A 16,921-nucleotide genomic window follows, 5' to 3' on the forward strand; every position below is an offset into this window, starting at 1 on the left:
CGTCAGATCTGGAACCCGGGCCGCCGCGCCCGGGGCCCCCGGGGAGGAGCCTGCCGATGGACGCCGCCTTCAGCGCGGAACAGGGCGAGATCCGCCGCACCCTTCGCGAAGTCGTCACCAAGCGGTGCGGGCCCGACGAGGTCAGGGCCGCCGTGCGTACGCCGGACGGGCACGACGCCGCCCTGTGGAGCGCCCTCGCCGAACAGCTCGGGCTGCCCGGCCTCGCTCTCCCCACCGCGTACGGGGGTGTCGGCTGCACCTCCGCCGAGCTCGCCCTCGGCTGCGAGGAGCTGGGGCGGGCCCTCGCGCCCACGCCGCTCCTCGCCACCGCCGTGCTCGCCGCCCCACTGGTCCTCACGCTCGGCACCGACGAGCAGCGTGCCGCGCTCCTGCCCCGCATCGCGGCCGGTGAGCTGACCGCCGCCCTCGCCGTTCCGGGCACGGGGCTCGCCACGGCGCTCGGGCTCGTCGGCGACAACCGCGGCGACTGGGCGGGCGGCGGGCGTGCGGGCGGTGTGCAGGCGCGGCTCGCCGACGGGGTGTGGCGGCTGTACGGGCAGGCCGAGCAGGTCATCGACGGGCACAGCGCGGGGCTGCTCGTGGTCGCCGCGCACACGGGCGGCTTCGCACGGTCCCGCACGCTCCTCTTCCTCGTACGGGAGGGAGCGCCCGGCATGGTGCGGGCCCGGCAGACCTCCCTCGACGAGACACGCACGCAGGCCCGCGTGGAACTGCGGGACGTGGGGGGCGAGTTGCTGGGCGTCGACGAGGCCGATGTGCCGGCCGCGCTCGGGGCGGTCGGGGACGTCGCGGCCACCGTCGTCGCCGCCGAGGCCGTCGGCGCCGCGGAACGAGCCCTGGAACGTACCGTCGAATACGTACAGCAGCGGGAGCAGTTCGGGCGGGCGATCGGCTCCTTCCAGGCGGTCAAGCACCGCCTGGCCGACGTGTACGTGCAGGTGCAGGCGGCGCGGTCGGCCGCCTACTACGCGGCGTGGGCGGCGGGCGCGGAGGCCGCCGGGTTCGGCGGGCAGGGCGCCGAGCGGGCCGGGGGGCTCGCGCTCGCGCAGGCGCTCGACGCGCTGCGGACCGCCGCGTCCGAAGCGGTGCAGCTGCACGGCGGGATCGGCTTCACCTGGGAGCACGAGGCGCACCTGTACTTCAAGCGGGCGTCCAGTGACGAACTGCTCTTCGGGCCGGTGCACCGGCTGCGGGCGCGTGCGGCTGACCGGGCCGGGCTTTTCGAACCCGCCGAACCCGCCGAACCCGCCGAGGCCGCCGAGGCCACCGAGGCCGGGGAGGTCACCGAGCCCGCCGAGACCGCGGAGGCCGTCTGATGTCGGCGGGGCTGCGGCTGGTGCAGAAGGTGTCGTCCACGCGGACCTTCGCGAGGATCGCGCCGCACTTCATCCCGGCCATGGACCGGGCCGTGCACCGCGTCACCCGCGGCAAGGTGCTGCTCAGCGCGCGGATGCTGCCCGGTGTCATCCTGACGGCGCGCGGTGCGAAGAGCGGGCTGGTGAGGCGTACGCCTCTGGCCTGCATGCCGGAGGGGGACGGGGAAGGCGGCGGGAGCTGGGTGCTGGTCGGGTCCAACTTCGGGCGTCCCGGGCACCCCGCCTGGACCGCCAATCTCCTCGCCCACCCCGACGCCGAGGTGAACTGGCGTGGCACGGACATCCCGGTGCGGGCGCGGCTGCTCACGGGTGAGGAGCGGGCGGCGGCCTGGGAGGCCGCGCTGCGGTTCTGGCCGCCCTACGCCGCGTACCAGTCCCGGATCGACCGCGAGATCCGCCTGTTCCGCCTGACTCGCCGCTGACGGCGCCTTGGGAGGGGAGAGGGGCCGCCCCCGAAACCACAGTGGCGGACCACCCAAGGTGATCCGCCACTGGCTGACAGGAAGGAAAGGGCTACTTCGTCGGCTTTTTGCCGGTGACGCCCAGATGCACCAGCATCGCCAGGTTCGGCTTCAGGTCGTTCTGCTTGACGCCCCACGTCTGGAAGCCCCGCTGGTGGGAGGCGACCGCCGCGAGCATCGCGACCAGGGAGCCCGCCATGGCCGCCGGGTTGACGTCCTTGTCGACCTTGCCCTTGGTCTGGAGCTCCTTGACGGTGTCCGTAAGGGAGTTGTTGACCGAGTTGAGGATCTTCATCCTGATTTTGTAGAAGCGCTTGTCGCCTTCCGCGGCGCCCAGGTCGACGACCCGGAGGATCGCGTCGTTCTTGCGCCAGAAGTCGAGGAAGCCGTCGACCAGGTCCTGGGAGGTCTGCCAGCCGGCCTTGCCGACCCAGGAGCGCCCGTCGAGCAGCTGGGTCAACTCGGCGCCCTCGGCGGCCATTTGCTCCGCGATCTCCAGGACGGCGCCCTCGACATCGGGGAAGTACTGGTAGAAGGTCGCTGGTGAAGTCCCCGCCTTCCGGGCGACGTCGATGACTTTGACGTCCCGGTAGGGCGAGGAGCTGAGCATCTCGCTGAGGCAGTCGAGCAGCTTCTGTCGCGTCGCCTGACCGCGCCGACCGGCCACGCGGCCGTCGACGGTACGTACCTGTCCTGTCATGCCGTCAGCTTACCGAGGGGTGATCGGAGCGCGATTCGGCCGAGTGCAAATGGGGTTGGGGCGCGTGAGCGCGGCGCGGGGCGCACCCCGTCGCACCCGGACGCCCACCCCCGCGAATCGGCCAAGTGTTCGGATTCTGGCGGTGCGGGGGCCGGGGCGGGCGGTTAGCTTGGCTGACATGGACTACGCGGACCGGGAGACAGGGGGCAGCCACCGGTACACCGGGGGCGAGTACGCCGAGGGCGTGCCCTGCTGGGTCGACGCGACGCTCCCCGACGTCGAGGGCGGCAAGCGGTTCTACGGTGAGCTCTTCGGGTGGACTTTCGACCGGTTCCCGGGACCGGAGGACGAGCGCCACGCCCAGGCGTACAGCGACGGCCTGCCCGTCGCCGCCCTCGCCCCCAAGGCCGACGGCCGCATGCCCACCGTATGGACGGTGTATCTGGCCACCCCCGACGCGGCCGCCCTGGCCGAACGCGTGCGGGACGCGGGCGGCTCCGTGATCACCGAGCCCCGGCAGGTCGGGGCCGCCGGGACCATGGCGCTCGCCGCCGACCCCGAGGGCGCCGTCTTCGGGCTCTGGCAGGCCGGCACGCACCAGGGCTTCGGCAAGCGGCAGCGGCCCGGGTCGTACTGCTGGGCCGAGGTGTACGCACGCGACAAGGACCTGGTCGACCCGTTCTACGAGCGCGCCTTCGGATACGGCGGCTTCGACCTCGACCTCGACGGCGAACAGTTCCGCACCTGGTCGCCCCCGGGCAGCGAGCCGGGGCCCGACACGGCGATCGGTGGCCGCAGCCTGATCCCCGCCGCCGCGGACCCGGCCGCCCGGATGCGCATCCCCGATGAGATGCCCGCCCACTTCCTCGTGTACTTCAATATCGTCGACACCGACGCGACGGCCGCCGCGGTGACCCGCCTCGGCGGCCGCGTCCAGGCGCCGCCCCACGACACCCCGTACGGGCGGATCGCGGTGTGCACGGACAACCAGGGGGCCGCCTTCGCGGTCCTCCAGGACTGACAGGCCCGGGAGTCCGCCATTTTGTCCAAAGACACCCCGATCCCGCCCCGGGTTCGCCAGCGCCGCCCCGGACAGGAAGAATCAGGGTGCGTGCCGCCGTAGCGGCTCGGTGGTGAGACGCTGCACGGGGCTGTCTTCTTCGGCGGCCGCGTACGGGGAGGTGGCAGGGCAAGTGGTGGATCAGCTGACGCAGCACGATCCGAGGCGGATCGGCCCGTTCGAGGTCCTCGGCAGGCTGGGCGCCGGTGGCATGGGCCTGGTCTATCTCGCGCGCTCCGCGTCGGGGCGGCGCGTGGCGATCAAGACGGTGCGGACCGAGCTCGCCGAGGACCAGCTGTTCCGTGTCCGCTTCACGCGCGAGGTCGAGGCGGCCCGCGCCGTGTCCGGTTTCTATACGGCGGCCGTGGTGGACGCCGATCCGCGGGCCGCCGTGCCCTGGCTCGCCACCGCGTACGTCCCCGCGCCCTCCCTCGAAGAAATAGTGAACGAACACGGGCCGCTGCCCACCCAGGCGGTGCGCTGGCTGGCGGCGGGCGTGGCCGAGGCCCTGGAGTCCATCCACGGCGCGGGCCTCGTCCACCGTGACCTCAAGCCGTCGAACGTCCTCGTCGTCGAGGACGGGCCGCGCGTCATCGACTTCGGCATCGCGTCCGGCGTCTCCAACACGCGGCTCACCATGACCAACGTCGCCGTGGGCACCCCCGCCTACATGTCGCCCGAGCAGGCCAAGGACTCCCGCAGCGTGACCGGCGCGAGCGACGTCTTCTCGCTCGGCTCGACGCTCGTCTTCGCCGCCACCGGACACGCGCCGTTCCACGGCGCCAACCCCGTCGAGACCGTCTTCATGCTGCTCAGGGAAGGCCCTGACCTCGCGGGCCTGCCGGACGAGCTGCGCCCCCTCATCGAGTCCTGCATGCAGATGGAGGCCGCGCTGCGGCCCACCCCCGGCGACCTCCAGGCGCAGCTCGCCCCGCACCTCTTCGCCTCCGAGAGCGCCGACAACGACGACAGCGGCACGGCGTCCGCGTGGCTGCCGGAGCGCGCCGTCGCGCTCATCGAGGCCCGCCGCGGCGGCCGCCCGCCCGCCCGGGTCCCCGCGGCCGCCGGACGCAGCACCGGCCGGGGCGCCGCCCCCGCCCCCGCCGCCTCCGCCGTGTCCGCGGCCCCCGCCGCCCCCGTCACCGCACCGCCGCCCCCGCAGCAGCCGCCGCCCGCGCCACCGTCCCGGTCGCCCTTCGGCGGCAGCCCCGACACCGGGCCCGTGCGGCTCGCCGGGGCGAAGGTGCCGATCGGTCCGGGACCGCGCGTGGCCGGCGCCCGCCCGGCCGTCGCGCCCGGCGCCGCCGCGCTCGCCGCCTCCTGGTCGCGGTCCGCGGGCCACCGGCCCCCGGGCAACGGCGCGGAACCGGCGCCCGCGGTCCCGGCGCCCGCCCCGGCCCCGGACGCGGCCTCGACATGGCGGCCGTGGCGCTTCCGGATGTCCAACGACGTCTGGGGCACCCCCGCCGTCGCAGGGAACCTCGTCTACGTGACGTCCTTCGAAGTCCACGCCCTGGACGTCGGCACGGGCCGCCGCAGCTTCAAGACGCGGGACGTCGCCTGGTCCATGGCGGTCGCCGACGGCCGCATCCACGCCTCCGACGGCCCCACGCTCTACGCCCTCGACGGCGCCGACGGCGCCGACCTCTGGCGGCTGCCCACCGACGCCTGGGTGTACTCGCTCCAGGCCGACCGCGGCACCGTCGTGACCGGCACGCGCGGCGGCGGCGTCCAGGCGTGGGAGGCGGCCAACGGCGAGAAGCTCTGGGAGATCACCGGCGCGCAGACCGACTTCGAGACGCCGGAGGCCGGGCCCCTCGTCCTCGACGGCACCGTGTACGTCTGGAAGGACGCACGTCTGCGGGCGCTGGAGGCGCGCACCGGCGACGAACGCTGGTCGTACCCCGTCGGCGACGCGGCCTCCTGCGGCGGCGTGCCGGTGCGGCTCTCCCAGGGCCAGGACGGGTACGTGTACGTGGCCGCGGGCACCCGCGTCCTCGCCATCGACGTGGCGAGCGGGCACGTCCGCTGGCACTTCGAGGCGCCCGCCGCCTTCCTCTGCCCGCCCGCCTTCGCGCCCGGCCCCGCCGTCACGGGCGGCGGCGTGTACCTCGCCGACTACCTCGGCACGGTCTACGCCCTCGACGCGACCGACGGCCGCGACCGCTGGCGCATCGCCACCGAGTCCCGCTCCTCCATCGAGCCCGTCCTCGTCGCGGACGGCCACGTCCACGTGGGCAGCGGCAAGGGGCTCTACACCCTGGACGCCGTCACCGGCACGCCCAAGTGGCGCTTCCAGGCGGGCGGCGAAGTCGTGGGCGCGCCCGTCGTCGCCGACCGCCGCATCCACTTCGGCTCCACGGACCACCTGCTCTACACCCTGAAGGCGGACGACGGCCGCCTCCGCTGGAAGCTGGCCACGGGCGGCGAGATCACCGGTGCGCCCGTGGTGCGGGACGGCGTGGTGTACGCGTGCAGCAAGGACCGGTGCGTGTACGCGCTGGACGCGGAGCGGGGGACGGGGACGTCGCCGAGGGCTTAGCGAGGGGGCTGGTCCGGCTGGTCCGGCTGGTCCGGTGGGGCCTGCCACGGGGCGGGCGGGGCTGTCGGGTAGGGGGCCGTCGGGTAGTCGGTGTTGCCGTACGGGTCCGCGTAGGGCTCTCCGTGGGCGGTGGGCGCCGGTGCCGGTGCCGCGCGGCGTTCGCGGCGCCGGCCCGCCATGAGGGCCGCCGCGAGCAGCAGCGCCAGGCCGCCCGCGAGGGCGAGCAGGACACCCAGGCCGAGTCCCGAGCCGTCCCCCGCGACGGCCAGGCTGCCCTGCGCCTGCCCCTGCCGGACCATCCACAGCACCGTGAAGCCCAGCACGAGCACGCCCGCGAGCGCCACGAGGAGCCGCGACCTCAGCGCCAGACCGATCAGCGTCAGGAGCGCCGCGAAGGCGAACGGCAGGAAGGGGGAGCCGAAGAGCTCCGCCTTCGCGTCGGTGACCCCGCCGCCGGAGAACAGCTCGCCGATGCGGAAGTCACGTCCAAGACGGCCGTCGTACCAGGCTCGGAAGGGGCTCCATACGGCGGCCGTCGCTCCGGCGAGAGCGAGAATCGACCCGAGGACGTTGCGGACCATGAACGGGCCTCCTCGTGGCCTCCTCCTGGGCGTGCGACGCGCTGTGCGCATCCGTACGCGTCTCTCAAGATCGACGCTACGCCGGGTGGGGGGCGCTCGCCATGCGACCGTGACCACGGCCTCCTGACACGGCCCCCCTATCGCGTACGGAAGTCGCCGCCCCGCCGCGGCCGCTCCGCGAACAGCTTCGCCTGGCGGTCCGGCGGCAGGTTCCCCAGGGCGATCAGATGCGGCGCGTGCGCCAGCGCCTGCGCGCGGGCCGCCTCCTTCGCCGACCAGACCGCCCGCACCGTGCCCTGCACCGCTTCCGTGGGGTACGAGGCGATGGTCTCGGCGGCCCGGACCGCCGCCGCGACCGAGCCGCCCGGCGGGGTCAGCTCGGAGACGAGACCGGTCTCGTACGCCCGCCGCGCGGAGACCCGTTCGGCCGTGCCCATCAGCGCCATCCTCGCCACCTCGCCGAACGGCATGCGCTGGGCCAGGTGGATCGTCTCGTACGCGCTGACCATGCCGTACGTGGTGTGCGGGTCGAAGAACGTGGCGTGCTCGTCCGCCACGACGAACTCGGACTCCCCGATGAGGTAGAAGGCGCCGCCGCACGCCATGCCGTTGACGGCGGCGATCACCGGTTTCCACAGGTCGTTCGCCTTCGGGCCGATCGCGATGAGCGGGTCGTCGATCGTGTAGGGGGAGGACGGCTGCGGGACGTCCGCATCGCGGTCGATGCCGGTGCAGAAGGCCTTCTCGCCCGCGCCCGTCACGACGACCGCGCGCACCGTGTCGTCGAACCTGAACCGGCGCCAGGTCGCGGCCAGCTCGCCGGCCGTCCGCACGTCGAGCGCGTTGTGGCGCTCGGGGCGGTCCAGGGTCAGGACCGCCACGCCCGTCTCCTCGTCGACCGCCGTGCGCAGGGCGGCGGCGGCCGGGGTCACGGGCGCTCCAGGAGCCAGCGCGGCACCACGGTCCCGCCCACGTCCGCGAAGACGACCTGCACCTTCGCGCCGATGCGCAGCCGCTCCGGGGCGATGGAGTCCAGCGCGCCGTCGGGCGTCGCGACGAGGTTGCCGACGAGACGGATGCGGGGGGCGTCGGCCAGCTCGACGACGATCGCGTTGTACGGGGCCTGCGCGGCATAGGCGGGGAGGAGGGGTGGGTGCGGGAAGACGTACGACCAGATGCGGCCGCGGCCGCTCATGCGGTGCCAGTCGCTTTCGAAGGACTGGCAGTGGGGGCAGCAGGGTCTGGGCGGGAAGCGGAGTTCGCCGCAGGCGGTGCAGGACTGTATGCGGAGTTCGCCTCGGGCGGCGTAAGCCCAGAAGGGGGCGCCGTCGTCGTCCATCGTTGGTGTCAGGAGGGGGTCGGGTGTCGCGTCTGCCATGTAGTCGTCCCTTGCCGGGTGCGGGTTTGTTTTTGGTTGCTCGCGCAGTTCCCCGCGCCCCTGGAAGGCCCCTGCGGGGCCCCCAGGGCGGTTAGTCGGTCTTCAAGAGCAGCGCCGAGGTCGGGACTCCCTCGCCTGCCGTCACCAGGCATGTCGTTGCGTTCGGGACCTGGGCCGTGGAGGTGCCGCGGAGTTGTTTCACGCCCTCGTTGATGAGGTTGAAGCCGTGGACGTAGGCCTCGCTGAGGCCGCCGCCGCCCGTGTTGATGGGGAGGCGGCCGCCGCTCTCCAGGGCGCCGCCCTCCGTGAAGGCGCCGCCCTCGCCGCGGCCGCAGAAGCCGTAGCCCTCCAGGGAGAGGGGGATGAGCGGCGTGAACGCGTCGTAGATCTGGGCGACGTCGACGTCCTGGGGGCCGAAGTCGGCCTGTTTCCAAAGGTGTCGGGCCGCCGTCCAGGCCGGGCCCGAGAGCGGGTCGTCGTTCCAGTAGTTGACCATGCCGTGGTGCTGGGCGGGCAGGCCCTGGGCGACGGAGTGGACGTAGACGGGGCGTCGGCGGCAGTCGCGGGCCCGTTCGGCGGAGACGACGACGCACGCCAACGCGCCGTCGGTTTCGAGGCAGTTGTCGAAGAGGCAGAGCGGTTCGCTGATCCATCGGGAGTGCATATACATGTCGCGGGTCAGCGGGCGCTCGTACATCATCGCGGCCGGGTTCTGGTTGGCGCGGTTGCGGCAGGCGAGGGCGACGTTGAAGAGGTGGTCGCGGGTCGCTCCGTACTCGTGCATGTAGCGGCGCGCGAGCATCGCGATCTCGTCGACGGGGCGCAGGAGGCCGAAGGGGCGCGTCCACTGGGCGGGGGTGGGGAGCTGGACGGTGGTGTTCTTCCAGGGGCGCGGGCCGCTGCCGCGCTTGCGGGAGCGCCAGGCGACGCCGACGCTCGCCTGACCGGTGGCGATGGCCGAGGCGAGGTGGCCGACCGTGGCGCAGGAACCGCCGCCGCCGTAGCCGACCTTGCTGAAGAAGGTCACGTCGCCGGCGCCGATGGACTTGGCGACCTCGACCTCGTCGGTCTCCTCCATCGTGTACGAGGCGAAGGCGTCGACCTCGGACGGGGCGATGCCGGCGTCGTCGAGCGCGCCGACGATCGCCCGGCACGCCAACTCCTTCTCGGTCTGCGCGAGTCGCTTGGCGAACGGGGTCTGGCCGATCCCGACGATCGCAGTGGCGTCCTTGAGTGAAGCCATGGACAACGGCACCTCCGGCCTGTCGCGAGCGTGTCAAGGCTGCTGACAGCGCGTCAGGCTACAGCTAATCTGACGGTTAGTCAGCTACTGGGTTCTCTGCGGGAGGGGCTTGCGATGCGCGGCGACCTGGAGTGGGGCAGCATCCCGGGACTGGTCCGCGCGGCCGCCGGACGGTACGGCTCGCGGGAGGCGGTCGTCGAGGGCCGCACCCGCGTCTCGTACGCGGAACTGGGCGAGCGCGTGGAGCACGCGGCGGCCGCCTGCATGGCGAGCGGCGTGGAGCCCGGCGACCGCGTCGCCGTCTGGGCGCCCAACACCCTCGACTGGATCGTCTCCGCGCTCGGCGCCGTCTGCGCCGGCGCGGTCCTCGTCCCCCTCAACACCCGCTTCAAGGGCTCCGAAGCCGCGTACGTCCTGGCGCGCAGCCGCGCGAGACTCCTCTTCGTCACCGGCACGTTCCTCGGTACGTCGTACGTCGCCTCGCTGCGCCGCGCGGCGGCCGACGGTACCGGCGAAGGACCGCTGCCGGGCCTGCCGCACCTGGAGGAGGTGGTCGTGCTCGCTGACGACGCCCCGCAGGACTTCCGCACGTGGAAGGAGTTCCTGGCGAGCGGCGACGGGGTGTCCGGCGAGGCGGTCCGTAGGCGGGCGGCCTCCGTCGACGGCTCCGCGCCCTCGGACATCATCTTCACCTCGGGCACGACGGGCCGCCCCAAGGGCGCCGTCATCACCCACGCGCAGACCCTGCGCTGCTACGACGTGTGGAGCGACCTGGCCGGGCTGCGCGAGGGCGACCGCTATCTGATCGTGAACCCGTTCTTCCACACCTTCGGCTACAAGGCAGGGATCATCGCCTGCCTGATGCGGGGCGCGACGATGATCCCGCAGCCGGTCTTCAACGTGGACACCGTCCTCGCCAACGTCGCCGCCGAACGCATCTCGGTCCTGCCGGGCCCGCCCACCCTGCACCAGTCGCTCCTGGACCACCCCGCCCGCGACCAGCACGACCTGTCCGCGCTGCGGCTCGTCGTGACGGGCGCCGCGGTGGTGCCGCTGCGGCTCGTGGAGCGGCTGCGCACGGAGCTGCACATCGCCACCGTCCTCACCGCGTACGGACTCTCCGAGGCGAGCGGGATCGTCACGATGTGCCGCCGCGGCGACCCGCCCGACGTCATCGCGGCGACGTCGGGCCGGGCCATCCCCGACACGGAGGTGCGGGTGGTGGACCCCGCGGGAGAGCCGCTGCCGCCGGGCCGCCCCGGCGAGGTCCTGGTCCGCGGCCACCACGTCATGCGGGGCTACTTCGAGGACCCCGCGGGCACGGCGCAGTGCCTGGCGCCCGACGGCTGGCTGCGCACGGGCGACGTCGGCGTCCTCGACGAGGCCGGGAACCTCCGCATCACGGACCGCATCAAGGACATGTTCATCGTCGGCGGCTTCAACGCGTACCCCGCCGAGATAGAGCAACTTCTGGGTCTGCACCCGCAGGTGGCGGACGTCGCCGTGATCGGGGTGCCCGACCCGCGGCTCGGCGAGGTCGGCAAGGCGTACGTGGTGCGGCGGCCCGGTGCCGTCGTGACGGCGGACGACCTGATCGCGTGGGCGCGCCGCGAGATGGCCAACTACAAGGTGCCGCGGGCGGTGGAATTCGTGGCGGAACTGCCGCGGAACGCGAGCGGGAAGGTGGTCAAGGGCGAGCTGCGGGGCCGGGGCTGAGAGCTCGCGGGCCCTAGTGGGCGCCGGCGGCGATCAGCGCCTCCCGCTCCGCGGCGGCGCACTCCACGCAGAACTCGTTGCCCTCCGGGTCGGTGAGGGTGACCCAGCCCCGGCCGTTGGGCCGCCGGTGGTCCTCGTACAGCTTCGCGCCGAGCGCCAGCAGCCGCTCGACCTCCTCGTCACGGGTGCGGTCCTGCGGCTGGAGGTCGACGTGCAGCCGGTTCTTGAGGGTCTTGGTGTCCGGGACGGTCACGAAGAGCAGCGTGACGCCCTCCGACTCGACCAGGGCCTCCGGGTCGCCGGGGGAGTCGTCGTCGGAGACCTTGCCGCCGAGGACCTCGGCCCAGAAGGTGGCCTGGCGGTAGGCGTCGTGGGAGTCGAACGTGAGATGGCGCACGAGTGAGGTCATGGGCGGCACTATTCGCCGCGGGGGCGGGAGTTGTCCACGGGATTTCGACGGGTGGGGATGCGGTGGGATTTCGAGGTGCGGGGAGGCGGTCGGGGCTCTGCGAAAATTGTCCGATGCACACCGCACGACGCCGGCCCCGCCCTCGCATCCTCTTCGTCACGGACCTCGCCTACGTGGCGAACGGCCGCCGCTACTGCGACGAGGACATCTACCTCACCTCCCGCCTCCGCGAGGACTTCGACCTGGCCCTGTGCCACCCGCTGGACGCGGCGTCCCTGATGGAGACGGACGCCTTCGACACCGTCGTGATCCGCAACAGCGGCCCCGTCCTCCATTACGCGGCGCAGTGGGAGGACTTCACGGCACGCGCGGAGCGTCGCGGTGCGCGCGTCTACAACCAGCTGACCGGCAAGGCCGACATGGCCGGCAAGCAGTACCTGCTCGACCTGACGGCGGCCGGTCACCCCGTGATCCCCACGGTCGACGACCCGCGGGACGTCGGCCGCCTCCCGGACACGGACACGTACGTGGTCAAGCCGAAGGCGGGCGCGGACTCCATAGGCCTGCGGTTCGTGAGCCGCGAGGGCCTCGCCGAACTGCGGCCCGAGTCCGGCATCCTGATCCAGCCGCGCGTCGACTTCACGTACGAGGTCTCGTTCTACTTCGTGGACCACACCTTCCAGTACGCACTGCACGCGCCCGACCCCGCCGAGCGCTGGCGCCTGGAGCGTTACGACCCGACCGGGGCCGACCTGGCCTTCGCCCGCGGCTTCGTCGAGTGGAACACCATCGACCGCGGCATCCAGCGGGTCGACGCGTGCAGGACCCGTGCCGGGGAGCTCCTGCTGGTCGAGCTGGAGGACCTCAACCCCTATCTCTCCCTGGACCTCCTGGACGAACAGACGCGGGACGCGTTCGTGGCGGCACTGAAAAGGTCCCTGGCGGCGTCAGCCGATTGACGCACTGCGACTGGTGCCGCGTCCCGCCTTCCCTCCCGCCGCGGACAGTCCTAGCCTCACAAAGGAGGGAAGCCCGCGGCAGCATGGCAGCGCAGTCGCCACTCTTCCCCGTCCCCGGACCCCGGACGCGTCGTTCTGCCCTTGTCCCCACAGCAAGGAGGTGACGGAAGGGTGTGACGCCGAGAGGGGCCCAGTCCGGTGGCACGGCACCCCTCCTCAGACCTCTCGAAAGCGGGCCGAAGCACGGGCGGCCCGTGGACGCCGGAGCCGTGCCACCGACTCGATCGGCTCCGGTCCGTTGCCCTTCCGGCCCGCACCGACCGGGGCGTTCTCCCGCACACCCCGACGCCGCGAGGGCAGGCGTGCGCCGACACCGGAGGGGAGCTACGGCGTTGGCGCACGCAGGCGGCCACCGTCGGCCCGGCGCTCGGCGCCGCGACGGTGGCCGCCGCCACGGCATGGGGCGCCGGCAGTCCTAACCCCGGGGAGCGACCGGTGTGTGGCTGTCACCTTGAGGCGCGACCGGCGTGTGGCTGTCGCCCTGGGGCGCGACCGGCGCGTGGCTGTCGCTGAGCGGGGCCACCGGCGCGTGGCTGTCGGCCAGAGCGGGGCTCGCGGCACCGCCTGCGGCGGCGGTCGCGATGGCCAGGACGACGAGGACCTTCTTGGCGCGGATCATTCCAACTCCCTTGCATGGTTGAACTTTTGGCTCGTACAGACGCTAGCGGCGAATGGCACAGTTGTTCGCTTGGTGTGATCGGTATCCGCCACCAATAGGCCTGAACCAGACACCGGACATGCGTCGGCCGCGACGGCTCCCCCTCCGCGCCGCCGCGGCCGATCGTTCCCCCGTCAGGAATGCAGCTTCAGGCGTCCTTGGGCGGGGTGGGCAGGTGGCTGTCGCCCTGCGTGGTGATGCCGTCCTTGGGCGGGGCGGGCAGGTGGCTGTCACCCATCGTGGTGATGCCGTCCTTGGGCGGGGCGGGCAGGTGGCTGTCACCCATCGTGGTGAGGTCCTGGTTCTTCTTCTTGTCGTCGCTCATGGCTGACAACTCCCTCAAGTGGCGGTCGCTGGGGCAGAACGCCCGCTCGGCAACTCCCCCGAGGGTCGCCGAACGGGCGTTCCAGGGCCGCTCACCCTATCCGTGGGGCCCAAGCGACCCGTCTGCCCCCCGACGCGACGGATCGATGAGGTAAAGACTGGCAGTCACCCATAAACGTTCGATGAACGTCCCAGATGCTCAGGTCAGGCCACTGCGACGGGGGAGAGGAGGCGGCGCAGTTCGTCGGCCTCGGGCGCCGCTGTCCGCTCGTGAATGGTAAGTGCTTCCCTCCAGCAGGCCCTTGCCCGGTCGATCTGCCCGAGGCTCTGGAGGGACCTGCCGAGAATGGTCAGGACGTTGGCGCGCATCCAGTCGCCTCCGATGCAGCCCGTGGCGAGGGCCTGTTCCGCGTGCTGGGCGGCCTGTGCCGCTCGATGGGCGGAGAGCAGGGCCTCCGCCATGCGGAAATGCGTAGTGCCCTCCCACAAGCGCTGGCGACTCTCCCCGAACACGTCAAGAGCCTTGGTGAACTGCTCAAGAGCGTCCGACTGGCGGCCGGCGTGGCTGAGGGCGATCCCCAGCGCATACCTCGCGTTGGCGAGCCGGAAGGTGAGGCCCAACTCGTCGTAGACCGCCATGCCTTGCTGAGCCATTTCGATGGCGGCAGTGGTGCGCCCCATGAAGACCAGGACACGGGACAGGTTGCAGAGGGCGCTGGCCTCTCCCGGTCGGTTCCCGTCCGCGCGGAAGGCCTCGATGGCCTCGTGGAAATAGCCCTCGCTCGCCGCGTGATGACTCCTGCAATAGGTCACGATGCCCTGCTCGTTGGGAGCGTTGCTCTTGGTCCAGGGGTCGTCGGACTCCCGGCCCAGCTCGGCCGCGCGGTCCGCCTCGGGCGCGGCCTCGTCGAACCGTCCGGTGTTCCCGCGGACCTGGCTGAGGGTGACCCGCGCCCGCCCCTCCGCGTGGGCGTCACCGAGCGCCGCCGCCGCATCCCGTGCCGCACACGTGGCCGACTCGTACCGCAACGAGCTCGCCCCCGACTCCGCCAGGTCCTTGGAGGCCAGCAGCAGGTCCACCGCGCGTCGCAGCGTCCTCGGGCCCAGGGACTGCTGGACGCAGGCCAGGATGCAGGCCGCCTCCGAGTGGAGCCAGTCCAGGGCCTTCGTGTCGTCCGTGAAGTCCTGGCCCGCGTGTTCCGTGGGTTCCAGGTGGTCCACCGTGCGGTCGCCGGGCCGCTCGATCGCGTACACCCGGGCCGCCGAGGCGAGATAGAAGTCCAGGAGGCGGGAGAGCGCCGCGTCGCGTTCGCTGGGGGGCTGTTCGTCGCGCTCGGCGCATGCACGCGCGTAGAGGCGTACGAGGTCGTGGTAGCGGTAGCGGCCCGGCGCCGCGGACTCCACCAGGGAGGTGTCGACCAGGGACTCCAGGAGGTCCTCCGTCTCCTCCAGGGGGAGGTCGAGGACCGCGGCGGCCGCCGCGAGGGAGAGGTCGGGGCCGTCCGCGAGGCCGAGGAGGCGGAAGGCGCGGGCCTGGGCCGGCTCCAGCTGGCCGTAGCCCAGTTCGAACGTCGCCTTGACCGCGAGGTCGCCCGCCTGGAGCTCGTCCAGGCGCCGCCGCTCGTCCGCCAGCTTCGCCGCGAGCGTGGAGACCGTCCACGTGCGGCGCGCCGCCAGGCGGGACGCCGCGATCCGGATGGCGAGCGGCAGGAACCCGCAGGCCGCCACCACGTCCAGGGCGGCCTCGCGCTCCGACGTCACCCGCTCCTCGCCGACGATGCGGGTGAAGAGGAGAAGGGCCTCCTCGGGGGACATCACGTCCAGGTCCACCAGGTGCGCGCCCGCCAGATCCACCATGCGCACCCGGCTCGTCACCAGCGCCGCGCACCCCTCCATACCGGGGAGGAGCGGCCTGACCTGCGCCGCGTCCCTGGCGTTGTCGAGGAGGACGAGGACGCGCCGGCCGTCGAGGACCGAGCGGTAGAGGGCCGCCCGCTCCTCCAGGGAGTCCGGGATCGCCGAGTCGGCCGTGCCGAGGGCGCGCAGGAAGGCGCCGAGGACGGTCTCCGGCTCGGCCGCCCGCGGGCCCGCCCCCTGGAGGTCCACGTACAGCTGGCCGTCGGGGAAGTGGGTGCGCGCGACGTGCGCGACGTGGACGGCCAGTGTCGTCTTGCCGACGCCGCCGATGCCCGCCAGCGCCGACACCGCCATCACGCGGCCCTCGGCGGTGGAGAGGATGTCGCTCAGCTCGTCCACGAAGGAGGCACGGCCCGTGAAGTCGGGGACCGTCGCCGGGAGCTGTGCCGGGCGTACCGCCGTCGTGATCGGTTCCTGGTCGGGGGCGGTCGGCTCGGCGAGGGCGGGGTCGGCCTGGAGGATGCGCTGCTGGAGTTCCTTGAGGCCCGGCCTCGGGTCCACGCCGAGCTCGTCGGCGAGCAGCCGGCGCGTGTCCGCGTACACGGCGAGGGCCTCGGCCTGGCGTCCGCTGCGGTAGAGCGCCAGCATCAGCAGTTCGCGCAGCCGCTCGCGGAGGGGGTGCGCCGCCGTCAGGGCCGTCAGCTCCGACACCGCCTCCGCGTGGCAGCCCTGTTCCAGATCCATGTCGAGGCGGGTCTCGACGAGCTGGAGGCGCCACTCGTCGAGGCGGGTGCGCTGGGTGTCGGCGTACGGACCCGGAACGTTGGCCAGGGGCTCGCCGTCCCAGAGGCCGAGCGCCTTGTTCACCAGCGTGCGCGCCTGGCAGAGGTCGCCGACGCCGCGGGCCTTCTCGGCGGCCGCCCAGAGCTCCTCCGCCATGGCCAGGTCGAGCGCGCCGTCCGCGACCCGGACGGCATAGCCCCCGGCCTCGCTGACGAGCACCCCGGGAGGCAGCACCTTGCGGAGCCGGGACGCGTACGTACGTACCGCTGCCAGTGCCTGCGACGGCGGCTCCTCGCCCCAGAGCGCGTCGATCAGTTCCGACGCCGTGGCCGTGCGGCCGTCCCGCAGCAGGAGGGCCGCGAGCAGCGCCCTCTGCTGGGGGGATCCGGTGTTGAGCTGTTCCGGGCCGTGCCACGCGCGCACCGGTCCGAGCACGCTGAAGCGCGACGTCCGGACCTCGGGGGGGTGCCCCTCGGTCCGCTCCTCGGGGGTGTTCCCCGAGGCCGGACGCCGCTGCTCCGGTACTCGCGGTACATCGACCATCGCTCCCCCTGCCGCCCTGCCGTTCCCAATCATGCCGGTCGCGGGTCTGCCCGCCCGCGGTGGTGCGTGCCCTGCGGTCGTTCGGTCCTGCCCGGTCCGTGGCGCCCGGTTCCGCCCGGTCCGCCGTGCCGGTTCTTGCACCCCGCCAGTTTGCCTTGTCCATGCCGGATGCGTCAGCCGTGGGAGACGGCTCTCACAGGGTCCTCGCACGACATTCCGCATCGCTTTCCCGCCACGGGGCACGGCACCG

Annotated in this window: 15 protein-coding genes; 6 read left to right on the top strand and 9 right to left on the bottom strand. The window is 73.0% G+C overall.

Annotation, left to right across the window (positions count from 1 at the left end; all coding sequences use genetic code 11):
* Positions 1 to 56 precede the first annotated feature (56 nt).
* Together ACZ4Z4_RS13365 and ACZ4Z4_RS13370 are read left to right on the top strand one after the other, a co-directional pair.
* Complete coding sequence (locus tag ACZ4Z4_RS13365; protein ID WP_468326430.1) at positions 57 to 1,337, top strand: acyl-CoA dehydrogenase family protein; 1,281 nt, start codon at positions 57 to 59, stop codon at positions 1,335 to 1,337.
* Positions 1,337 to 1,819, top strand: a complete 483-nt coding sequence (locus ACZ4Z4_RS13370; RefSeq protein ID WP_468326432.1) for a nitroreductase family deazaflavin-dependent oxidoreductase — start codon at positions 1,337 to 1,339, stop codon at positions 1,817 to 1,819. Before ACZ4Z4_RS13365 ends, ACZ4Z4_RS13370 begins: the two co-directional genes overlap by 1 nt.
* A 91-nt stretch (positions 1,820 to 1,910) precedes the next feature.
* On the opposite strand, the gene ACZ4Z4_RS13375 is transcribed toward ACZ4Z4_RS13370, so the two are convergent.
* Positions 1,911 to 2,558, bottom strand: a complete 648-nt coding sequence (locus ACZ4Z4_RS13375) for a TetR/AcrR family transcriptional regulator (protein WP_468326433.1) — start codon at positions 2,556 to 2,558, stop codon at positions 1,911 to 1,913.
* 178 nt (positions 2,559 to 2,736) lie between these two features.
* On the opposite strand from ACZ4Z4_RS13375, the gene ACZ4Z4_RS13380 reads away from it, so the two are divergent.
* A complete protein-coding gene (locus ACZ4Z4_RS13380) occupies positions 2,737 to 3,579 on the top strand; it encodes a VOC family protein (RefSeq protein WP_468326435.1) in 843 nt (280 codons plus the stop codon).
* A 172-nt stretch (positions 3,580 to 3,751) separates the two neighbouring features.
* The gene (afsK, locus tag ACZ4Z4_RS13385; RefSeq protein WP_468326437.1) at positions 3,752 to 6,160 is read left to right on the top strand and encodes a protein serine/threonine kinase AfsK; all 2,409 of its coding nucleotides are present in this window, start codon (positions 3,752 to 3,754) and stop codon (positions 6,158 to 6,160) included.
* Here afsK and ACZ4Z4_RS13390 read toward each other — a convergent pair.
* The 4 genes from ACZ4Z4_RS13390 to ACZ4Z4_RS13405 form a co-directional block, all read right to left on the bottom strand.
* Entirely contained in the window at positions 6,157 to 6,741 is a 585-nt protein-coding gene (locus tag ACZ4Z4_RS13390) for a hypothetical protein (protein ID WP_468326438.1), read from the bottom strand. The genes afsK and ACZ4Z4_RS13390 overlap by 4 nt on opposite strands.
* A gap of 137 nt (positions 6,742 to 6,878) precedes the next feature.
* Positions 6,879 to 7,673 (bottom strand): enoyl-CoA hydratase/isomerase family protein, encoded by a 795-nt coding sequence (locus ACZ4Z4_RS13395; RefSeq protein WP_468326439.1) that lies wholly within the window; start codon positions 7,671 to 7,673, stop codon positions 6,879 to 6,881.
* Positions 7,670 to 8,119 carry a Zn-ribbon domain-containing OB-fold protein gene (locus ACZ4Z4_RS13400; RefSeq protein WP_468326441.1) on the bottom strand — a complete coding sequence of 150 codons (450 nt, stop codon included), beginning with the start codon at positions 8,117 to 8,119 and terminating at the stop codon, positions 7,670 to 7,672. Before ACZ4Z4_RS13400 ends, ACZ4Z4_RS13395 begins: the two co-directional genes overlap by 4 nt.
* A 91-nt stretch (positions 8,120 to 8,210) precedes the next feature.
* Positions 8,211 to 9,362, bottom strand: coding sequence for a lipid-transfer protein (locus ACZ4Z4_RS13405; protein WP_468326442.1), 1,152 nt, complete (start codon positions 9,360 to 9,362; stop codon positions 8,211 to 8,213).
* Between the two features lie 114 nt (positions 9,363 to 9,476).
* On the opposite strand from ACZ4Z4_RS13405, the gene ACZ4Z4_RS13410 reads away from it, so the two are divergent.
* Positions 9,477 to 11,078: a FadD3 family acyl-CoA ligase gene (locus ACZ4Z4_RS13410; RefSeq protein ID WP_468326443.1), complete on the top strand. Its 1,602-nt coding sequence runs from the start codon at positions 9,477 to 9,479 to the stop codon at positions 11,076 to 11,078.
* A gap of 13 nt (positions 11,079 to 11,091) precedes the next feature.
* Here ACZ4Z4_RS13410 and ACZ4Z4_RS13415 read toward each other — a convergent pair whose 3' ends face one another.
* Positions 11,092 to 11,487: a VOC family protein gene (locus ACZ4Z4_RS13415; RefSeq protein WP_468326444.1), complete on the bottom strand. Its 396-nt coding sequence runs from the start codon at positions 11,485 to 11,487 to the stop codon at positions 11,092 to 11,094.
* Positions 11,488 to 11,600: 113 nt separating this feature from the next.
* Here ACZ4Z4_RS13415 and ACZ4Z4_RS13420 point away from each other — a divergent pair, with 113 nt between their 5' ends.
* Positions 11,601 to 12,446 (top strand): hypothetical protein, encoded by an 846-nt coding sequence (locus tag ACZ4Z4_RS13420; protein ID WP_468326446.1) that lies wholly within the window; start codon positions 11,601 to 11,603, stop codon positions 12,444 to 12,446.
* 475 nt (positions 12,447 to 12,921) lie between these two features.
* On the opposite strand, the gene ACZ4Z4_RS13425 is transcribed toward ACZ4Z4_RS13420, so the two are convergent.
* The 3 genes from ACZ4Z4_RS13425 to afsR all read right to left on the bottom strand — a co-directional run bounded on the left by ACZ4Z4_RS13425 (position 12,922) and on the right by afsR (position 16,671).
* Complete coding sequence (locus ACZ4Z4_RS13425; RefSeq protein ID WP_468326447.1) at positions 12,922 to 13,125, bottom strand: hypothetical protein; 204 nt, start codon at positions 13,123 to 13,125, stop codon at positions 12,922 to 12,924.
* 187 nt (positions 13,126 to 13,312) lie between these two features.
* Complete coding sequence (locus ACZ4Z4_RS13430) at positions 13,313 to 13,489, bottom strand: sigma-like protein (RefSeq protein WP_468326448.1); 177 nt, start codon at positions 13,487 to 13,489, stop codon at positions 13,313 to 13,315.
* Positions 13,490 to 13,692: 203 nt separating this feature from the next.
* Complete coding sequence (gene afsR, locus ACZ4Z4_RS13435) at positions 13,693 to 16,671, bottom strand: SARP-family global regulator AfsR (RefSeq protein WP_468326450.1); 2,979 nt, start codon at positions 16,669 to 16,671, stop codon at positions 13,693 to 13,695.
* Positions 16,672 to 16,921 lie beyond the last annotated feature (250 nt).

This window comes from Streptomyces sp. NPDC030245 (genome assembly GCF_055572995.1).